Here is a 17,935-nt window from a genome sequence, read left to right on the forward strand (position 1 = left end):
TTTGTCGGGTGTATTTTTCTTATTCCTCATGTTATTTGGTTATTAATGATTTAGGGATGAGTTGTTGAAAGCCATCACAGGAAGTTCGATCACATATAGTATTTGAATAGTGCAGCGGTAGTCTAGGACTTAATTCGTTCATGGCAGCCGCTGTTTCTATTATAGGGTTCAATCTATCCTGAAATAACTCCTATTTCATCATCTGAAGGCGCCACGTAAAGGGTATGACCGCCTAATACAATGTGGTATTACAATTCATGAGGTAGATATACATCGGGCTTATTAATTTTTATTGCTTTATTTTAATACATAATATACCATATATAGCTTTTTAAAATATTCTTGTTATATTATACAAAAATAGGTATAATGACTAATGTTAGAAATTCACCCGGGAGATTGCAAAATATTATATTAAGGTAGGTATTATCATGAAGAAAAAATGGCTTTCACTTTTCTTTTTGCTTGCAGTGTTTGGTCTAATCTTTGCTGGTACCAATATGTATGCAGAGGACTTATATAAAGATGTGAATTTCAAAATTGATCTTAATAATGAAATGACTGCCAAAACAAATAGTCATCCTTTTCAAGAGAAGGGTTTGAAAAGATATTTCGACAAAGAAAAAAACAATCTTCCGGCCTCGTTTATCCAAATTCATCTGAAAATGAAGGATGGTTCTGATCCGAACCAAGTTAGCATTAAAGGATCGGGCGTAATTAAAGTGGGTACTGAGACTTATCCTATTCAGTTGGATGACCAACCACTACCTAAATATATTCTTCCAAATGGTACAGTTTGGTACACTGGTGGATTGACCGGCACAATTAAAACTAAGGCTGTAAATGATACAGTAGTTATTCTAGGGTTGGATTATGATCCGGCCAAAGATCAAGCATTTATGTCTGCTTTTGTCGGTGAATTAAGCGAGACTAATGGTCTCGGTGTCCTTAGATTTGGTATACCAAACCGAACAAAAGAGATCAATGACTATATTAATGAATTTAAAAACCAACAAAGTGAAATATCTGCAAGGAGATAAATAATGAAAAAACAAATAAAGTTACTTCTAATCACAATGTTTTTGGCGTGTGCAATTGCCCCTACTTCTTACGCCGCAAGCCAGGATGTAGTAAACTATTATTTAACCGGGGTTGCCTATAGCAGTAAAATTGGTGATCCTGGATTTAATTATCTCCCTACTTCCTATGATGATATAGGTCTTTCAACAGTGGTAATTTCTGCGGCAGGCAATTACAATGCAAGTTATAACGAAGGGTATGAAAGAGGCCGGATATGGTCTCGACCAGATAATGTAAAATCTTGGTTCAAGGATAGTGAATTCACCGTAGTTAACCAAGTAAGAACAACACGAGCTGTGATGCAATTCTCTAGTACTTACAAAGATGGTGTACTATGGATTGATGGTTCGGATCCTTCACAATCATCTGATAACAAAATTACGATACCAGGATATATTTATAATTTAGTAGGACTTTCTGCATTTGGCGCTCCTGTCAATGCTGCGGTAAGTTTGATCGATGGTTTTACATCTTCGGCGATTAAACTTTCTTTCCCAGATAATGACCGACAAAAACATTATGTTGAGTACTATGATTCTAACGGTTTAGCAAATATGGCTCTTCCAAACTCTTATACCTACTCCCAAGCAGATTACGCATCGGATCAAAAATATATGGGTGCTAGTCCACGGTGGAAGTACTCAATGGCGGGTGGACCAAGAACTAACTATCCTGTTACCATTGTTGGTCGAGTCGCGTATGAAGCAAGTGTATACGATTCGGGTTACTATTACGACAATTACGGTTGGACTACGCTTGCAACTGTCAATCATCAAGTAAATCGACAATAAATTCTTTTATTTGGAGTATAATATGAAGAAAAAGGCACGTATTTTAATCGCATCAATTATTTGTATATTCGTAATTATTTTGTTTTTGATCCCCAGGGAAAATCCAGGCGATTATGTTTCGCATCTTTGGCAAAATAGCAGTGATTGGGGAAATGTGAAAGTATCTAATATTGAGCATCTATCCGGATATACTGTTGTCCACATTCAATACGAGGCGAAGAATGGTTTTCAGCCAACTGATCGTTGGATTGTGAAGGATCGGAAAAAAGTTCGTGATATGCAAGGAAATGAATTTGCCCAATGGGAGGGTTATGTTTATCTTATTAAGCAAGGGTTATACTCTTGGCGTATTGTTCAATAAGAAGAATCTACTCCCTAAACTTCTTTTAATTTGTATTTTCTATAAAATCTAGTATACAGCCCTGATGAGGTGCACAGGGCTGTCAGGCTGTCGAGTAAGTCTCGACAGCCTTCTTTATGTACATTTAATTTCAGACGACACCGCATTAATGTTGTATATGTTCCAAGAAAGTAAAGTAATAGTTATTCATGCCCGCTTGCGCGGCGACATCAGATGATGAAATAAAGTTATTTTGGGATAGACAATGATCGAATCGGCAATAGTTCCAAGTTCTTGTCCATAATCAGCAATAGGACCAAGTTCTTTTCCTTTGCTCGGGACAAGAATTTGGACCCTTAAATAAGAAAAACCGCGCGGGGCGCGGGTTCTTAAAGGACTATGTTATTGTCTTCTGACATATTAATAGTATGTTACTTTTCCATATCCATCAACTGTACGTCCTCCTGTTCCGTCAAATTTAAATCTGTAATAACCTCCAGTTAAACCGTACCATAGAGATGAGGATGATCCATTTGATTCGGCATCCATAAATTTTACGTCTGTCAATTATTATAACCATTCGATGAATACTGTAAAATAACATTAAAGGTATCATTTAACAATGTGCTTTCTTCACTTGTTAATCTGATTTCTATTGAACCTCCAACACTGAAAGTTGTAGAATAAAGCTCGTTGGTAAAATTATAAGTGAATATCATTGGTAGTAGATGCAAATGCTTGAAGTGGCAAGATAAATAAGCTCAGCATTACTATTGCAATAATCAATCTTTTCTTCATACAAATCACTCCAATGAAATAGTGTTTTAATAAGCAATACGGATACTCTATTGGCCAGAAGAAGTTCCAAATCGAACGCTTCAAGTACATCCCATACAGGTTTCCAGTACACGCCGGTGCCTTCATGGCAACATGAGTGCAGCCTAGCTTCGTCAGCTATTCACCCAGTTCCAGCAATTCGTCCGTCATGGTGCCAAAGGTGCGGATTTCGGCGCGAGGCCGCTGGTCAAGGGGACCGGAAAGAACACAGGCGACAACCGTTACTTGATGAACATCGAGTCCGGCACAACATTCCAAAATCGATTCCATCATGAAAATCTACCTCCCTCTGAAATCAGGGACCAGAAAGACAACCTGAGAGATGAAAATTTTTTATCCGGTCTCGCAGTCCGATAGCCTGTGCTTCGAAGGTTGTCTATACAGTTTTATGTTCGGGGTCAAATTCACCGTAAAAAGCCACGAACTGGTTCTGGTCTCTTCCAGTATGCTGGATGGACGGATAAAAGAAAACGGCCATGATGACTAATTTTCATTATAGCCTGTGACCCAAGGGGTCATGAATGTTTTATGTCCAAAAACATAAAAAGGGGTGAGAAAGAGATGGACCACATGAAAAATCGATGTGCCGAAGAAATTGAATGTATACGGAAAGGTGTCAATCGAATTGACGGCTACAGCACTACCATCTCTCCCCATTACCTCAATGATCGCCTGAAAAATGACGAATACCCGGATCGCATTTTTGACGAACTGAATACTTCTGAAATTTCTCGCGATTCCCCCCTTTGGTACTGCAAATAAGCGCAGATGGGATACCTTCAGCAAATAGGACCGAACTGCCGGCTAGTAGAGCCGAAGCAACCGAAGAAGGACGGCCTATTTGTATAACAGACCCGACGGTTAATTTATTTTTAATGGTTGATCACATTGCAAGAGCTCTTCCTTCTGAGGCTGACCATTTTCCTCTGTTTGGCAGACTGATTGATTAGAAGAGGAGGCCGTTGTAATTTGGGAAAGTACATTTTCGGATAGCGCCTGTTGATCAATCAGTCCTTCAATATAAATAACGGCGATCCGCATGCATACCGCCTGACAAAAGTCCAGACTACGAATAGTTACATCTGGACTGTGACCAAACTCATCGAGCAACGTGTCGAGATTGCGTTCAATATTATGGTATATCGGTTGATCCAATATAGAAGAACCCTCGTCTGGTTGACTTGATTGATCTGAGGCTGCGACTGAAGGAGTGTTAAGGCGTATGAGTAACGAATAGCGGGGTGCATTAGCTTTGTCTGGGGTGTGCTGAAGAAGACAATCAAGCAGACTCAACGCAGGGCCGGTTAACAAAGCGCTGCGTTGAGTAAATATTAATGAAGAAACTCAATTAACCATATCCTTCAAACGTGTATCCACCCGGTTGATCTCCATGGCGATTAACACCAATTGGCTGTCTGTGAACATATAACCGTAGTCATCTTCTACCTGTCTGGCTACCCAACCGGCTTGCTCGTGGGCCATGGCATAGCGTTCCTTGGCGATCCGCACGATTTCGGGGTCCAGCTCGTTGCGGAGCTTGCCCGTCTCATCGGTCTGTAGAATATTCTCAAGCTGGTTCACCAGACGCTCGTAGTTGGAAGAGCCCCGGTTCAATAATACGCCGGCGGCATTCTCCACTCCTTCGGCAATATCACGGATAATGGCAGCCATGTCCGCGTCCGCTCCGTTAGCCCCGGCGTTCACCCAGGCCGTATGGATATGCATCGCGATATAACCTACCTCGTCCTCCGGAATTTCGATCTGCAATTTCTCCTGGATCAGCCTTTTCGCATGCAGCCCGATTTGGAACTCTCTCGGATATAAAATGCGGATTTCCTCCAGCAGCGTGTTCTGAATTACCATTCCTTTGCTAAGCCTCTCCAAGGCGAAAGAAAGGTGATCCGTTAGCGCGATATGAATATGTTTATTAAACGTTACTTCCAATTCCCGTTCCGCAAAAGAAATGATCTTCTCGGACACCGCGATCTCCTCTTCAGGCAGCGTCCGCAGCATTTCCTGCAGATGGCCGTATTGATCCAAATCGTCCATAATGAACACTTTCTCGATACGGGTCGGATCGACAATATCATTTTTTCCTTTTTGAAAAGCAATACCGGAACCCATGACAATCTTTTCTTCTCCAAGGTCGTGTACCACAACCGCGTTATTGTTAAGAATTTTTTTGATTTTCATGATATTCTCCTGTGCTTTTACGATTAGTATTTAGATCATTCTTCCTGATGATGAGGTTTATCGACTCCGAGAAACCAGGTAACTGCAAAAGCCGTTCCCGTTGCCAGGAGGAGACCAACCATATAATGAATGAAGTTGATGTGTCCAGGCGGGACGATAAAGGCGATCATTGGAATCCCGGTCAATCCGAACGAATTGGCAACCACCCCATGAAAGGCTACATAAGCCCCGCCTGCCGCACCTCCCACCGCCGCGCCCACGAAAGGACGGCCAAGCTTCAGGTTCACGCCGAAGGCGATCGGCTCGGTAATGCCGAGAAATGCGGTGATCGAGGCGGGAAACGCTATCTTTTTCAAATCCTTGTCCCGGGTACGGGCATATACCGCTAGTCCGGCCCCGCCCTGAGCGATATTCGCCATCGACCAGATGGGGAGCAGAAAGTTGACACCGATGTTCGGATTGGAGATCAGCCCGATTTCAATCGCTTGAATGCCGTGGTGCAGCCCGGTTAAGACAATAAGCCCGTAGACCCCGCCAAGAAGCAGCCCAAACACCATGCTTCCACATCGGAACACCTCTTCCAGCAAGCCGCTAAGAAAGCTGCCAAACTGCGCCGCAAGGGGCCCGATGACCAGAACGGCGAGGCCGCCTCCAACGACAAAGCTGAGAAAGGGAACCAGCAGAATGGTGGCAGAGGACGGAATGATCCGCCGCAGCCCCTTCTCGATAAACGTCATCAGCAATACCGCAAGAATAATCGGAATCACGGTGCCTTGATAACCGAACTGCGGGGTACTCGTCAAATCCACAGGGTGTATCGCTGCTCCGCCGGTTCCTGATAGTTGTAATAAGTCGAGCCGGGTCATGACAATTCCGACTGCGGCGCCGAGCGCAGGGGTGCCCCCAAATCGTTTGGCCGCATGATAGCCGAACATCACAGCCATGATTTGAAAGGCAGAGCCGGTCAGCAATAATAGCGTTCGAAACCATGTGCTGCCTTGGGACGCCCAGCCGAAGGCTTGTATCATGCTGATCAAGCCCAGCAGCAGGCCAAGCGCGACAAAGAGCGGGATGATCGGCACAACGATATCGGAAAAAAAGGTGGCCGCTCTCATCACCCGGCCGATCAAATTCCTTTTTGTCGAGTCTTTCAGCTCTGGAGCTGACTCCGCCCTTGCCAGATGCGCCAAGACTCTCCGTTTCCATGCTCCACGCAATGAAGGAAGCAAGGTATCGCCGGAACCCGCGACGCTAACAAGGTTCTCCGGTTCACTGGGTACGTACAGGCGCTCCGCTTCCCGCTGCGGTTCCGGTCCGGAGTCCTGAAGAAGACGGACCATTTGACGGTGAACCTTAAAGACTATTGCCGGTCCCACAATAATTTGCAGCTGTCCGGACTGAATGAACACGTTCTGAACCTCTTCCAATTGCGCAAGACCGGCTTCGTCCACGCGGGCGCTGTCTCGGAACCTGATTCGGATCCGGGTTGTGCAGTGAGCTACTTCCGACACATTGTCCGTCCCGCCGGACAGCTCAATCAAGCGCATAGCCAGTTCCTTTGCCGGGCTCAGATTATCCTTCACACTTCGCCCATTCTGAATCGGTTGAATATTGCCTTCTGGCATTTCCAGCTCCTCCCCGTTCCTTATGTGCAGCATCTAAGAAGTCATTCAAATTCTATATCGGCGGAAGACTTTCTTCTATACATGAAAAAAAAGACCTATTTTCAGATCAAGCATCGGCACCCGAATAATAGATTCGGCGGCACTTGACTCTTCTCGGGCCCTAGTCCGTCAAAAAAAGTAACAATTTCGTAATATATTATAGTATTTCTATTGTGACAATAATCGGATATAAAATCAATGGTCAGTAATTACCACCTTTAACTTGTCGAAACAGGCACTCTGCCTTAGTCAGAATCAATGTCCGCCCGATTGAAAGTTTAGAACTATCGACCTAATGAAACAAGCGAACAAAGCCGCGTATACGGCCCATCCCTTGCGCTTCTATGAAAGTATCGTCGAAAAAGTTTCGCCCAGACGCGCATGAAGCTCACCATCGATTTCGGGATCATCTTCCGATACGATCCATTCCCCCGGAATGAGCAGATAGCGGCCGTCGCTCCGCTGAAGATAACTGTAAATAATCTGGGCTTCATCGACCTCTTCACGAGTCACTCCACCGGAAGGCGGATGGGAATCCGCTCCAAAATGGATGAAAATGGATTTCTTGATATTATTGATTAAGGATTGGATCCCCAATCCCCGGACATTGATCTTTTCACTGTACAAAATGCGATTCCTCTTAATGAGAAACAGTTTGATCCGGTCCTCATCCAGCTCTTCAAAGACAACGATGTTCCGGTCCTCCCCGGTGAATCCGATCACTTCTTCCTTCATTAATATATAGTCCAACGCTTCACTGCAGTCCCTGAATTTGGCCGCCGCCTCAAAATCGTACCGCTCGGCAGCCCGCTGCATACTCCTCCGCATCTCTTCGTACAGACTCCGGTCGCTCCCGTCCAGCATCGCGATGAAGCGGTCGATGATCTCATTGTATTCGTTAACGGCCTCCCCTCCGAGGCACATCCCCCGGCATAGTCCGAGCGAATGGTTCAAGCAGGCAGAGCCGTTAAAGACGGTAGAACTGCAGGCGATTTGGCAGCATTCCTGAAAGCTCTGAAGCGCCCTTTCCACCGAATGCCTGCTGGCGGTATACGGGCCAAAATAAACCGCATCATCGTTCCCGGCGTGTTCACTGGCGATTTCTATCCGGCGCAGCCCGTTCCTCATCTTTATAACAATATAGGTGTAGGCGAGCGGATTTTTCATTTTTTTATTGTACATCGGCTTTAACTCCTGAATTAACCTGCACTCCAGCATAAAAGCTTCAAACTCGGTATCCGTGACTCTATGCTCCAGATCCTTGATGTGGCTTACGAGCGTTTTTATCTTTTTCGGATGGGAATTAGAATGATAGAAATAAGACTGCACACGTTTCTTTAAATTTTTGGACTTGCCGACATAGATAATGCCGCCCAGAGAATCCTTCATTAAATAGACTCCCGGCGATGAGGGTAAGCTCTGAATCTTCTCTTTCATGTTAACAATCCCTCCTTGCAGCTCCCCGTCTTTCGCGCTCCCGATTTCAATGTTACTATGTCTACTGTAGCCGAAATGACCGGAGACGGACATCTTTTTCGACAATTTTTTTTTTGCAAAGGGGAGTTTAAGCAATGACTGATCCTTCCAAGCCTATGATAGAATCAGCGGGAATCTGCCCTCTTTGCGGGCGTGGCAATGGCTGTGCGGGGGCGGCAGGTCGCTCCCATGAAGGCTGCTGGTGCGTAGGCGAGGTTTTTCCGCAGGAGATATTTGAGAGGGTGCCGAAGGCGTTAATCGGCAAAGCTTGCATTTGCAAGGACTGTCTGGAGGCGTTTAAGAGAAACGGGGAATAAAGCGTACTCAGCTTATAAACTCTTATTTTATCAAAAAAACCGAACTCCAGCGGTATGCCGGGACTCGGTCTTTTGTGTACGATTATTCGAATGGATATTTTATGCCCCATTGATTGCGGACATTGGTCATAAGAGCCATAACATCATTGGACAGATGCAGCGTAGCCGTATTCTTCTTATTAATAATGAAGTTCTGCATATCTTCCACTTCATATTCCAGTGCTTTGGCTGTTTCACCGGCCTCAATTTGTTCTACTCTGCCGTCGGTATAGGTAATGGTGGCTTTATCCGCTCTTGGGAAGTTGTCCACGGTGATGAATCCAAGCTCTCCCGCGACTATACCGCGCTTCGGCATTTTGGCCCGCATGGTCAGCGAGATGACCGCCATCTCGTCCGCCTCGTTCTTCAGAACGATTCCGGATTGCTCGTCCACACCGGTTTCAAATGTTTTCACTGTCGTCAGAACTTCATTCGGCTGCTGGGACAGGAAGAACCGGGTGAAGGACAACGCATAGGTTCCGATATCGAGGAGCGCGCCCCCGGCCAGATCTTTGCTGAAAAAGCGGTTCTTCACATCGTACTCTTTGCAGCTTCCGAACGATACCTGAATCATTTTCAGCTTGCCGAGCTGTCCCGAATCCAGAATCTCCTTGAGTTTTTTGTATAAAGGCATATAATACAGCGTCATCGCTTCGGCAACGACCAGGTTCTTCTCTTCGGCCAATGCGATAATTTCGGTTAATTGCTCGCTGTTCACCGTAATTGCCTTTTCGCTGATCACATGCTTGCCATGCTTCAGGCTCTCTATAATAAACTTATGGTGCAGATTATGAGGGGTGGAGATGTAAACAACGTCGATCGCTTCGTCCTTTAACATCTCTGTATAATCGCCGAAGGCATTTTCGACTTGATTCTTATCGGCAAAGGCCTGCGCCTCTTCTTGTGATATTCCTGCTACGGCGTAGACACTTCCATTTACTTCTTTGATTGCTTTGACAAAATCCGATGCTGCCCAGCCCGGGCCGATGATGGCCCAATTCAACTTACTCATAGTTTAAGTTCCCCCTGAACGTTCTCGTATTGGACTTTTGAACCGCTATACTCACTTACGTTCTTCTTGACAAAAGAAAGGATGCCCGCCGTAACCGCCGTACCTGCCAAAATGGCAATGATATACGGCACCAGTTGGGTAACGACATTCGGAATCAACAGCACCCATACGCCGCCGTGCGGAACAGCAAGTCCGGCTCCAAACGCCATCGACAGACCGCCGGCCACTGCGGAACCGGCCATGATGGACGGGATGACGCGAAGAGGATCGGTTGCAGCGAACGGGATAGCGCCTTCGGTAATAAAGGATGCGCCCAAAGCCCAGCAGGCTTTCCCCGCTTCTTTTTCCGCAGCCGTGTACTTTCTCTTCGCAAGCACAGTGGACAGCGCAATTCCAAGCGGCGGAACCATACCGGCTGCCATAACAGCCGCCATAATCGGCGAAGCGTGACCCGGTACGAGCGTGGAAGTAGCGAACGCATAAGCCGCCTTGTTAACCGGACCTCCCATATCGAACGCCTGCATCAGCCCAAGAATAATTCCAAGTATTGCCGCATTTGTACCATTAAGCGAATTCAACCAATCAGCCAATGCCTTGTTGACGAAGGCTACCGGCTCTCCAACGACATAGACCATGAGCAATCCCATAAGAGCGGAAGACAGCAGAGGAATGATTAGAATCGGCATGAGCCCCTGCATCGTCTTGGGCAGCTTCAGATATTTCTTGATCGCGATGACCAGATAACCCGCGGCAAAGCCGGCGAGCAGAGCGCCAAGGAAGCCCGAACCATTCGTGCTGGCAAAATAGCCGCCGATCATCCCGGGTACTAGAGCGGGTCTGTCGGCAATGGAGTAAGCGATGTATGCCCCCAGGATCGGGATCATCAAGGCAAATGCCGATTTGCCGGTTGTGAACAACGTTTCGCCAATCGATCCCGGGTGGTCGAAGACGTAAATACCGCCGATGGCGAAGCCCAGAGCGATCAGCAGGCCGCCCGCCACGACAAAGGGAATCATGAAGGAAACGCCGGTCATCAGATGCTTGTAAATCCCGCTTCTCGATTCTTTTTCTTCCGTCTTGATTTGATTTACCTGCTCGGTCAGGTCCACTTTGGCGGCAGCGGGCGGCTGGGCGCTTAACGCCCGGTTAATCAGTTCTTTTGGGTCCCTGATGGCTTCTTTGACCGGGACTTCAATGATCGTCCTTCCGGTAAAACGGGTCTTATCCACTTTGGTATCCGCCGCAATTATGATTCCGTCCGCTTCGCGCAGATCCTTATCCGTAATCACATTCTCGGCGCCGACGGAGCCTTGGGTCTCCACCTTGATCTCATGACCCATTGCTTTGGCCGCCACTTGGAGCGCTTCCGCCGCCATATAGGTGTGAGCTATACCGGTCGGACATGACGTAATGGCTACAAGCTTCATACTAATCGTCCCCTTCGCTTTGTTTTAAGCGCTTACAACATTGCTATGAATTGAACCCCCGTTTACTCTCAGCCCTTGCTTTTCTACCACCGCCCACTTCGTATGCACATATGTGCACTATACAATTTTATGTGCATTAATTAACAACTTCAGTATAACACCCGCTTTTGGATTGTCAACAGGAATTTCAACATTTATTTCGCTCTCAATTAACAACAAAAAACGGCTCCGCGATCCTCTAAAGGAGGGCGAAGCCGTTACTTCAATCCATACAACGCTTAATTCTACTTGCCTGAAACCAAACGGATGCCGTCTTCACCGGCAATGAGCGCTTTCGTAGCCACATGGACAAACAAGGACGTATCCACCACCCCGCGAATCTGCTGCAGCTCGCTTTCAAGGCTGGCGATATCCTCCACCTGTTCAAATTGGACGTCGAGAAGCAGATTGCCATTCTCCGTTACGGTAAACCCGTCTTTGGCGCTGCTTGTACGAATGGACGGCTTGCCCCCAAGCTCCGCGACTTTTTTCTGCACATAGGTCAGGGAATCCTCCAAAATCTCCAGAACTACGGGATGCTTGAACGTCAGGCGGTTCACAAACTTCGCATCATCGACAAGCAGTATGTAATCCTCCGCCATGGACGCGATCAATTTTTCCTTGGTATGAATGCCCCCGCCGCTTTTCAGCGCGTTCAAGCTTTCATCCACCTCATCGCAGCCGTCAAAGGCTACCGATATTTGCTCCACCGTGGAAGTGTACAGCACTTCCAGCCCGTTCTGAATGCAGAGCAGCCTCGTTTTCACGGATGGCGTGACCACTTTTACCTGAAGATTTGCATCCTCTTTGATGTATTGAATCAAGTAGGAAATCGTGCTTCCGCCGCCCAATCCGATGATCGTGCCGCTCTTGATCCATTTAAGGGCTTCCCGAGCGCAGACTTTCTTAATATCGTCAGACATTTGTCTCCTCCTTATTCGGTGCGTTCCAAAATAGCCCTGGCCGTTTCTTCGGTCGTCACCAGAACGTTCAGATATTGTCCCCGTAAAGCGCCGATAATGGCGTCCACCTTTTCCGGCGACTCCGCTACTCCAATGGCGTATTTCGTGTTTTTCAGATGCTCGAGGCCAATCGCAATCGTACGCTCGGAGATGCTTGTCTCCACAAGATTGCCGTCGATGTCAAAAAATTGCGAACAGATATCCCCGACAATCTGGCCTCTTTCCAGTTCGTCAAAAAGTTCATTACCATAAAATGAATTCCATGTCGCGCTGCCCTTCATCATAATGGAACCGATGCCAAAAATCGCGATCGTAACCTTGTCCCAAAGATCTGAAATGTTCTGAAAATACTGCGACTCCACGATATGATCGCGAGTTTCCTTGCGTTCCAGTATTGCGGGGACATCAATCAGGACAGATGTTCCTTTAAACTTTTGCGCGGCTGCGTACACCAGTGTGTTCACATGGAATTGACTCTCCAGTTTGCCGGACGGTCCGCCGACCATGGGGACAAATACAGCGCTGCTCTCGCGGGGCTCTTCCAGTTCATTAATGACCTCGGCGAGCGAGCTTCCCCAGGAAAACCCGACCACATCTTCATCCTGGACGATCCGGCCCACCAATTGCGCGCAAGCCCGGCCCATGACCTTCAGCTTGGCTTTCTTCTCATCGCTCGTTACCGGTACTATAATCGCTTCCTTCAAAGCAAAGCGCTCCATTAGCTGCTGTTCGATGCTGAAGGTTTCGCTGAGATTGTAATTGATCGTGATCTTCACGATGCCTTTCTCGCGGATCTTCTTCAACATGCGGCTGATGGTCGTGCGGTAAATTCCGAGCTCCTTTGAAATTTCGCTTTGCGTCATGTCGTTGTCATAGTACATTTGGGCGACTTTCAACATTAATCGAAGCTCTTCATTATTGTCCAATTCCAACACCTCTTACCAATTACACATTTGTGCAGAGTTATATAAAATGTGCTAATGTGCAATTCGAGTATATTCTTTTTTAAAGGGGGAGTCAATGAATTATCTAGGATAACGGTTGTCCCCCCGCATAACCTAGAATCGCCGCCGCAGCTCTTTCCCGCCGTTCCGGATCTTCGCTGCGCAGCGCCGATTTCAGAATTTCCAACGCCTCTTCAATCGTCTTGGTGTCAACCTTAACCCGTTCGGCTGGGGATATTTGCGGTTCAGGTTGTGGATTCAACCAGCGGTCCAGTCCGGCTTGTACAGCCGGCAGATGATAAACGGAGACGCCTGCGCCCCCACCCAGCCAGCTCTTTAAAGGGGTATCCAGGTCAGCCTGGGGAATGCGGCTCAGCCAGGTGACTCCCCTTCGGTGACACAACCCTTCAATCTCGTTATCAAATTGTTCGTCATAGAAATAGTCGCCCAAATCGCCTAAATACACATACTCATCGCCGGGGGCCGTAAGCAGCATATAATCTCCGTCCCGCATGTTATGCACAAAGAGTTCAATCCCGGCAGCCGCTTCATCCGGATCCAATAGCTTGCTGCCATAAACGGCGGCGAACCTCTCCCGCAGTTCCTCCCTGTCCGTATGCTCCAAATTACCGATTCCAGGCCAGCCGATACTGACGAAACAATCTTCCAGAAAGCTCGCCAGCCGTTCAGTTCCGTGCGGCCGCGAAGACATCCGATAAAGCTTCATGTTCGTTCCTCTTTCCTATATGATAGATGGCCCTTTAACGTTAGTTTACACAAATGCAGCCGGAAATACGATTTGCCGGATATGATGGAGGAAAAAATAGAAGCTCCCGCAGCTTTCCCGCCGCAGGAGCTTCTATTTTATTCCCTCTTCTTATCCTCAGTCAGTTCCTCCGACATCTCCGCCTGGGCGTACCTGGAAGCCGCAGGTCTGACGGCTGAAAACGGCCTTAGGGCTTTAGGTAAAACCTTTGATGGTTTCCGCTGCCGGCGTCCCACAACGTACAGGCCCGCAAATAACAGCACGAACATTATTCCGGCGGCCAAGCCGCCGCCCTGGCCGGGGATTAACGGCATGCTTGCGATGATCGCGATCAAGCCGCCGATGGAGAGCCAGGATGTGTAGGGGAATCCTCTCATTCCATGCTGCCGCGTAAACGGACCGCCATGCCGCTTGCGGAGCCGATAATGGCTGGCCATAATGACGACATATACGAACAGCAGTGAGAAACCGCCCGAGCTGACCAGAAACAAATAGACGCCTTGCGGCAGCAGCAGTCCGAGACCGAGAGCGGCCAGCATGGCCCCTCCAGATACAAGAATGCCGCGGTAAGGAATATCCGTGCGGTCCCGCATCCACGCCGGGGTATGCCCTTCATCGGCCAAGGAGCGGAGCATCCGCCCCAGTCCGAATACGGATGCCAGCATCGTGGACAAAATCGCCGTTACCAGCACCATGTTCATAACTGTGCCTGTCCACCCCAAACCGTGCAGGGTGAGCGCCGACACGAACGGACTGATCTCTTCAGACACCAGAGAGCTGGGGATCAGGAGGAACAAAGCGGTTATAGCGGTTAAATAAAGGCCGATAAGCAGAACGATCGTGAGCCGGATAGCCTTTGGTATCGTTGCTGCCGGATCACGCGTTTCCGACGCGGCAAGTCCGAGCACTTCGAATCCCGCGTAGGTAAACATCACCATCAGCATGCTCCCTGCGATTCCGCCGATCCCTCCCGGCAACCACGGCTCACCGCGCAGGACGCTGTATCCCGCCGCAGTTCCGCCGCCCTGTCCGCCCGCCGCCGGGAACGAGCCCGCCCAGATTCCGGCGATCAAGCATATGGCCAGCACTACAAAAGCGGCAATGGCAAACAGCTTAATCGCTGCAAGCCCGCTCTCCAGCTTGCCAAGCCGCTCTGCCCCCAGCAAGTTCAGCAACGTCACCAAGGCGATAATGACCGCGCCAAGAAGCGGCAGCGACAACCGGGGAAACCATCCCCGAAGCAGGATGGAAGCAGCCGTCGCTTCGCTCGACATGGCCAGCGCAAGCCCGGTCCAATAGACCCAACCGACCGTAAAACCTGCTCCCCTGCCGAAAGCCTGTTCGGTGTAAGTGCGGAACGATCCCGACGCCGGATTCGCCACCGTCATTTCCGACAAGGCGGTTAGAATAAAATAAACCAGGATGCCGCCAATGACATAAGCAAGCAGCACAGACGGTCCCGCTGCGCGAATAGCGACCGAGGAGCCGAGGAAGAACGAGCCTCCGACTACAGTTCCAAGCGCAAGCATGGCGAGCTGCCACACCGATAACCCTTTCCTTTCACGCTCCATAAAGCCGCCTCCAACGATCTGTTTTACAACAGTATCTGCGGATACCGCGGAAATTACCCATTTTCCTCAGTAAAGCGGCTCAATGCAATTCGTGTTGGAGAAATTATCAATCCGGCCATAAAAAAAATGTCCCGAAAGCCGCGTATGGCTTTCGGGACATTTCTGATATTCCGGCTTCTCGATCAATGACCGGTCATCAGCGCGGGATCTTTCTGCCGGACATCGTCCTCCCCGGAAGATGCCGTCTTGGGCTTGCGCAGGATCAGACTGATAACGACCCCGGCAGCGGCAATGCAAGCCGTAAAGAAGAAGACATCATTATACCCCATGACCGCGGCGACCAGCGGATTGCCACCCTTACCCGCTTCCGCCATATGATTGGTAATCTGTGTGGTCAGATATCCGGTCATACCGGCAACGGCGAAAGAAACGATGACCTGCTGCGCCGCAGTTGTCAGCGGTGTAACGCGTCCGACCAGATGGCGCGGCGCGGCGTTAAGCACATGCGTATTCACCGGCATCATCGTGAGGCCCATGCCCAGGCCCATAAGTCCGAGGCAGAGCATAATGTGCGGCAGACTTGTATCGACGGTAATGCCCGACAAAATGAACAATCCGGTTGAGATGATGGACAGCCCGACAAAGGCCAGCGGCCGCGCGCCGATCTTGTCAAACAGCCGTCCGCCAAGCGGCATGCCGATTCCTGAAGCCAGCGCCTGCGGCAGAAGAATCAGTCCGGTCTCCAGCGAAGTGTAATGGCGAATGTTCTGCAAATACAGCGGCACGAACAGCATCGAACCGAACAAGGCGGCCTGGGTTACCCAAGCCAGGAAGATGCCCCGGGAAAAATCGGAAGATCCGAAGACGCGCAGTTCAAGCAGCGGATTCTTTTGCCGCAGCTCCACAATAATGAACAGGAGCAGTGCGGTCCCGCCAACAGCCAGGCCGGTTATCGCCGGTGTCGTGGACCATCCGGTGCTTCCGCCTTCATTGACACCGTACGCCAGCATGGAGAATGCGATCGGCGCCAGAATGATGCCGAGAATATCGAGATGCGGCGGCGTTTCATTCCGCTCTGTCTTCGGCAAATATTTGATGCCCAGCACGACGGCGAGAATGCCGATCGGAAGGTTGATCAGGAAAATCCAGTGCCAGCTCACATATTCAATCAGCCAGCCGGATAGAACGGGGCCCAGCGCCGGTGCAAGCAGCATCGGAATTCCCAGCATACCCATGATGGAGCCTCTCCGCTCCGGCGGAGCGAGCCGGAATACCATCGCCATCCCGATCGGAGCGACCATCCCGCCGCCCAACCCTTGGATGACGCGGAAGAGAATAAGCTGAGTCGACGTCTGGGATAGGGAGCATAGTACCGATCCAATAACGAACATGATGACCGTCCCTATAAATATGCGTTTGGCGCCGAATCGGTCGGTCATCCAGCCGGCCAGCGGAATAACGGCGGACAACGCAAGCGTATAGCCCGTAATCGCCCACTGTACGGTTTTGAGACTTGCACCAAAATAATCAACAAGAGCTGGAACAGCCACATTAACCACCGTGCTGTCCAGAATAACCATAATCATCCCGACTATAATCGCCAGCAGTGGCGGAATAATCGCTTTAAGCGAAAAAGCCTCCTTTTCGGCAGCGGAATTCGTCTGTCTAGTATGTTCCATTAATCTCCACTCTTTCTATATAGGTTTGCTGTTTAATTCTCATATTTGTGAAAATAATGGTCGAATAAATGATCGACCTGATCGTCAAACGGAGGCAGATGCCCGAAAGGCGCGCTTTCTCCTTCGTCATCCGGTTGTCCGCACGAGTACATGATAACCGGCATTAATACAGCACCGTAAAGTTGAACCATCATCATGTTGAGGCGCTCTTCATTCTGCTCGCCGGTCATCTCTCGCAGCGCGTTCAACGTTTTTTGTCTCTTCATCGTTTTGCTGTATTGAGAGTACTTATGGAGAGAACCCATAATGACCGGGCTTTGGTCCATCATGTGCCTCGCCAGCCCCGGATACTGCAGAAGATGGCCGATATACTGCTTGAGGAACATTTTCAGCCGTTCTTTGGGCGGCAGGCTGTCATCCTCAAGCGCTTGAAACGCGGCATCAAATTTGGAAATCAGCGTACGAATCGCCTCGCCGAGCAGATTATCTTTAGACCGGTAGTAATAATTGACTAGTGCCAAGTTGACCTTGGCCTTTGCGGAAATCCGCCTCAAGGTCACACCCTCAACTCCCTCCTCGCGAATCAAGTCGACAGTGGCGTCAAGAATTTGCTGCTTCGAATCTTTATCTGAAGAAGCCTCAGGCTCTTGTTCCATATTGTGGTATGCTCTCCTTCCTGCCGCATTTATTAAACCACGATTTAAACAATGTTTAATACGTTGTTTAATATACTGTGTATGTAGCCGATTGTCAACTTTGAAGAAGACGAGCGACCTTTTAATTCGGTCGCTCGTCTTC

The 17,935-nt window shown here is 48.7% G+C and carries 18 protein-coding genes; 5 read left to right on the top strand and 13 right to left on the bottom strand.

All coding sequences use genetic code 11. The features are described from left to right. Window positions 1–431: 431 nt before the first annotated feature. From PUR_RS16115 to PUR_RS16125, 3 genes are read left to right on the top strand one after another with little or no spacing between them, the layout of a single operon-like run. The gene (locus PUR_RS16115; RefSeq protein WP_179036119.1) at window positions 432–1,040 is read left to right on the top strand and encodes a hypothetical protein; all 609 of its coding nucleotides are present in this window, start codon (window positions 432–434) and stop codon (window positions 1,038–1,040) included. A 3-nt stretch (window positions 1,041–1,043) separates the two neighbouring features. After that, on the top strand, window positions 1,044–1,871 hold the full coding sequence (locus PUR_RS16120; protein ID WP_179036120.1) for a hypothetical protein: 828 nt from the start codon (window positions 1,044–1,046) through the stop codon (window positions 1,869–1,871). Window positions 1,872–1,893: 22 nt separating this feature from the next. Next, a complete protein-coding gene (locus PUR_RS16125; RefSeq protein WP_179036121.1) occupies window positions 1,894–2,232 on the top strand; it encodes a hypothetical protein in 339 nt (112 codons plus the stop codon). Between the two features lie 933 nt (window positions 2,233–3,165). Here PUR_RS16125 and PUR_RS16130 read toward each other — a convergent pair. Further along, window positions 3,166–3,321: a hypothetical protein gene (locus PUR_RS16130; protein ID WP_232101534.1), complete on the bottom strand. Its 156-nt coding sequence runs from the start codon at window positions 3,319–3,321 to the stop codon at window positions 3,166–3,168. A gap of 255 nt (window positions 3,322–3,576) precedes the next feature. Between PUR_RS16130 and PUR_RS16135 the strand changes: the two genes are divergently transcribed. Next, complete coding sequence (locus tag PUR_RS16135; RefSeq protein WP_179036123.1) at window positions 3,577–3,810, top strand: hypothetical protein; 234 nt, start codon at window positions 3,577–3,579, stop codon at window positions 3,808–3,810. 99 nt (window positions 3,811–3,909) lie between these two features. Here the strand turns inward: PUR_RS16135 and PUR_RS16140 are convergent, their stop codons facing one another. The 4 genes from PUR_RS16140 to PUR_RS16155 all read right to left on the bottom strand — a co-directional run bounded on the left by PUR_RS16140 (window position 3,910) and on the right by PUR_RS16155 (window position 8,342). Next, window positions 3,910–4,203 (bottom strand): spore germination protein, encoded by a 294-nt coding sequence (locus PUR_RS16140; protein ID WP_179036124.1) that lies wholly within the window; start codon window positions 4,201–4,203, stop codon window positions 3,910–3,912. Window positions 4,204–4,392: 189 nt separating this feature from the next. Next, on the bottom strand, window positions 4,393–5,241 hold the full coding sequence (locus PUR_RS16145; RefSeq protein ID WP_179036125.1) for a PRD domain-containing protein: 849 nt from the start codon (window positions 5,239–5,241) through the stop codon (window positions 4,393–4,395). A gap of 35 nt (window positions 5,242–5,276) precedes the next feature. Beyond that, entirely contained in the window at window positions 5,277–6,866 is a 1,590-nt protein-coding gene (locus PUR_RS16150) for a PTS transporter subunit EIIC (protein WP_179036126.1), read from the bottom strand. A gap of 381 nt (window positions 6,867–7,247) precedes the next feature. After that, window positions 7,248–8,342 (bottom strand): GIY-YIG nuclease family protein, encoded by a 1,095-nt coding sequence (locus PUR_RS16155; RefSeq protein WP_179036127.1) that lies wholly within the window; start codon window positions 8,340–8,342, stop codon window positions 7,248–7,250. A 155-nt stretch (window positions 8,343–8,497) separates the two neighbouring features. On the opposite strand from PUR_RS16155, the gene PUR_RS16160 reads away from it, so the two are divergent. Beyond that, window positions 8,498–8,698, top strand: coding sequence for a cysteine-rich CWC family protein (locus PUR_RS16160; protein WP_179037950.1), 201 nt, complete (start codon window positions 8,498–8,500; stop codon window positions 8,696–8,698). 82 nt (window positions 8,699–8,780) lie between these two features. On the opposite strand, the gene PUR_RS16165 is transcribed toward PUR_RS16160, so the two are convergent. From PUR_RS16165 to PUR_RS16200, 8 genes are all read right to left on the bottom strand, one after another. After that, on the bottom strand, window positions 8,781–9,749 hold the full coding sequence (locus PUR_RS16165) for a Gfo/Idh/MocA family protein (protein ID WP_179036128.1): 969 nt from the start codon (window positions 9,747–9,749) through the stop codon (window positions 8,781–8,783). Continuing rightward, the gene (locus PUR_RS16170; RefSeq protein WP_179036129.1) at window positions 9,746–11,176 is read right to left on the bottom strand and encodes a PTS fructose transporter subunit IIC; all 1,431 of its coding nucleotides are present in this window, start codon (window positions 11,174–11,176) and stop codon (window positions 9,746–9,748) included. The genes PUR_RS16165 and PUR_RS16170 overlap by 4 nt, the downstream gene beginning before the upstream one ends. A gap of 284 nt (window positions 11,177–11,460) precedes the next feature. Further along, window positions 11,461–12,138, bottom strand: a complete 678-nt coding sequence (rpiA, locus tag PUR_RS16175) for a ribose 5-phosphate isomerase A (RefSeq protein ID WP_179036130.1) — start codon at window positions 12,136–12,138, stop codon at window positions 11,461–11,463. An 11-nt stretch (window positions 12,139–12,149) separates the two neighbouring features. Then, a complete protein-coding gene (locus PUR_RS16180; RefSeq protein ID WP_332107905.1) occupies window positions 12,150–13,112 on the bottom strand; it encodes a sugar-binding transcriptional regulator in 963 nt (320 codons plus the stop codon). 94 nt (window positions 13,113–13,206) lie between these two features. After that, window positions 13,207–13,848: a hypothetical protein gene (locus tag PUR_RS16185; RefSeq protein ID WP_179036132.1), complete on the bottom strand. Its 642-nt coding sequence runs from the start codon at window positions 13,846–13,848 to the stop codon at window positions 13,207–13,209. Between the two features lie 137 nt (window positions 13,849–13,985). Continuing rightward, window positions 13,986–15,458 (bottom strand): amino acid permease, encoded by a 1,473-nt coding sequence (locus tag PUR_RS16190; RefSeq protein WP_179036133.1) that lies wholly within the window; start codon window positions 15,456–15,458, stop codon window positions 13,986–13,988. A gap of 182 nt (window positions 15,459–15,640) precedes the next feature. After that, the gene (locus PUR_RS16195) at window positions 15,641–17,137 is read right to left on the bottom strand and encodes a DHA2 family efflux MFS transporter permease subunit (RefSeq protein ID WP_179036134.1); all 1,497 of its coding nucleotides are present in this window, start codon (window positions 17,135–17,137) and stop codon (window positions 15,641–15,643) included. Window positions 17,138–17,169: 32 nt separating this feature from the next. Then, complete coding sequence (locus tag PUR_RS16200) at window positions 17,170–17,793, bottom strand: TetR/AcrR family transcriptional regulator (RefSeq protein ID WP_179036135.1); 624 nt, start codon at window positions 17,791–17,793, stop codon at window positions 17,170–17,172. Window positions 17,794–17,935 lie beyond the last annotated feature (142 nt).

The sequence above is a fragment of the Paenibacillus sp. URB8-2 genome, from assembly GCF_013393385.1.
Classification (GTDB): Bacteria; Bacillota; Bacilli; order Paenibacillales; family Paenibacillaceae; genus Paenibacillus_AQ.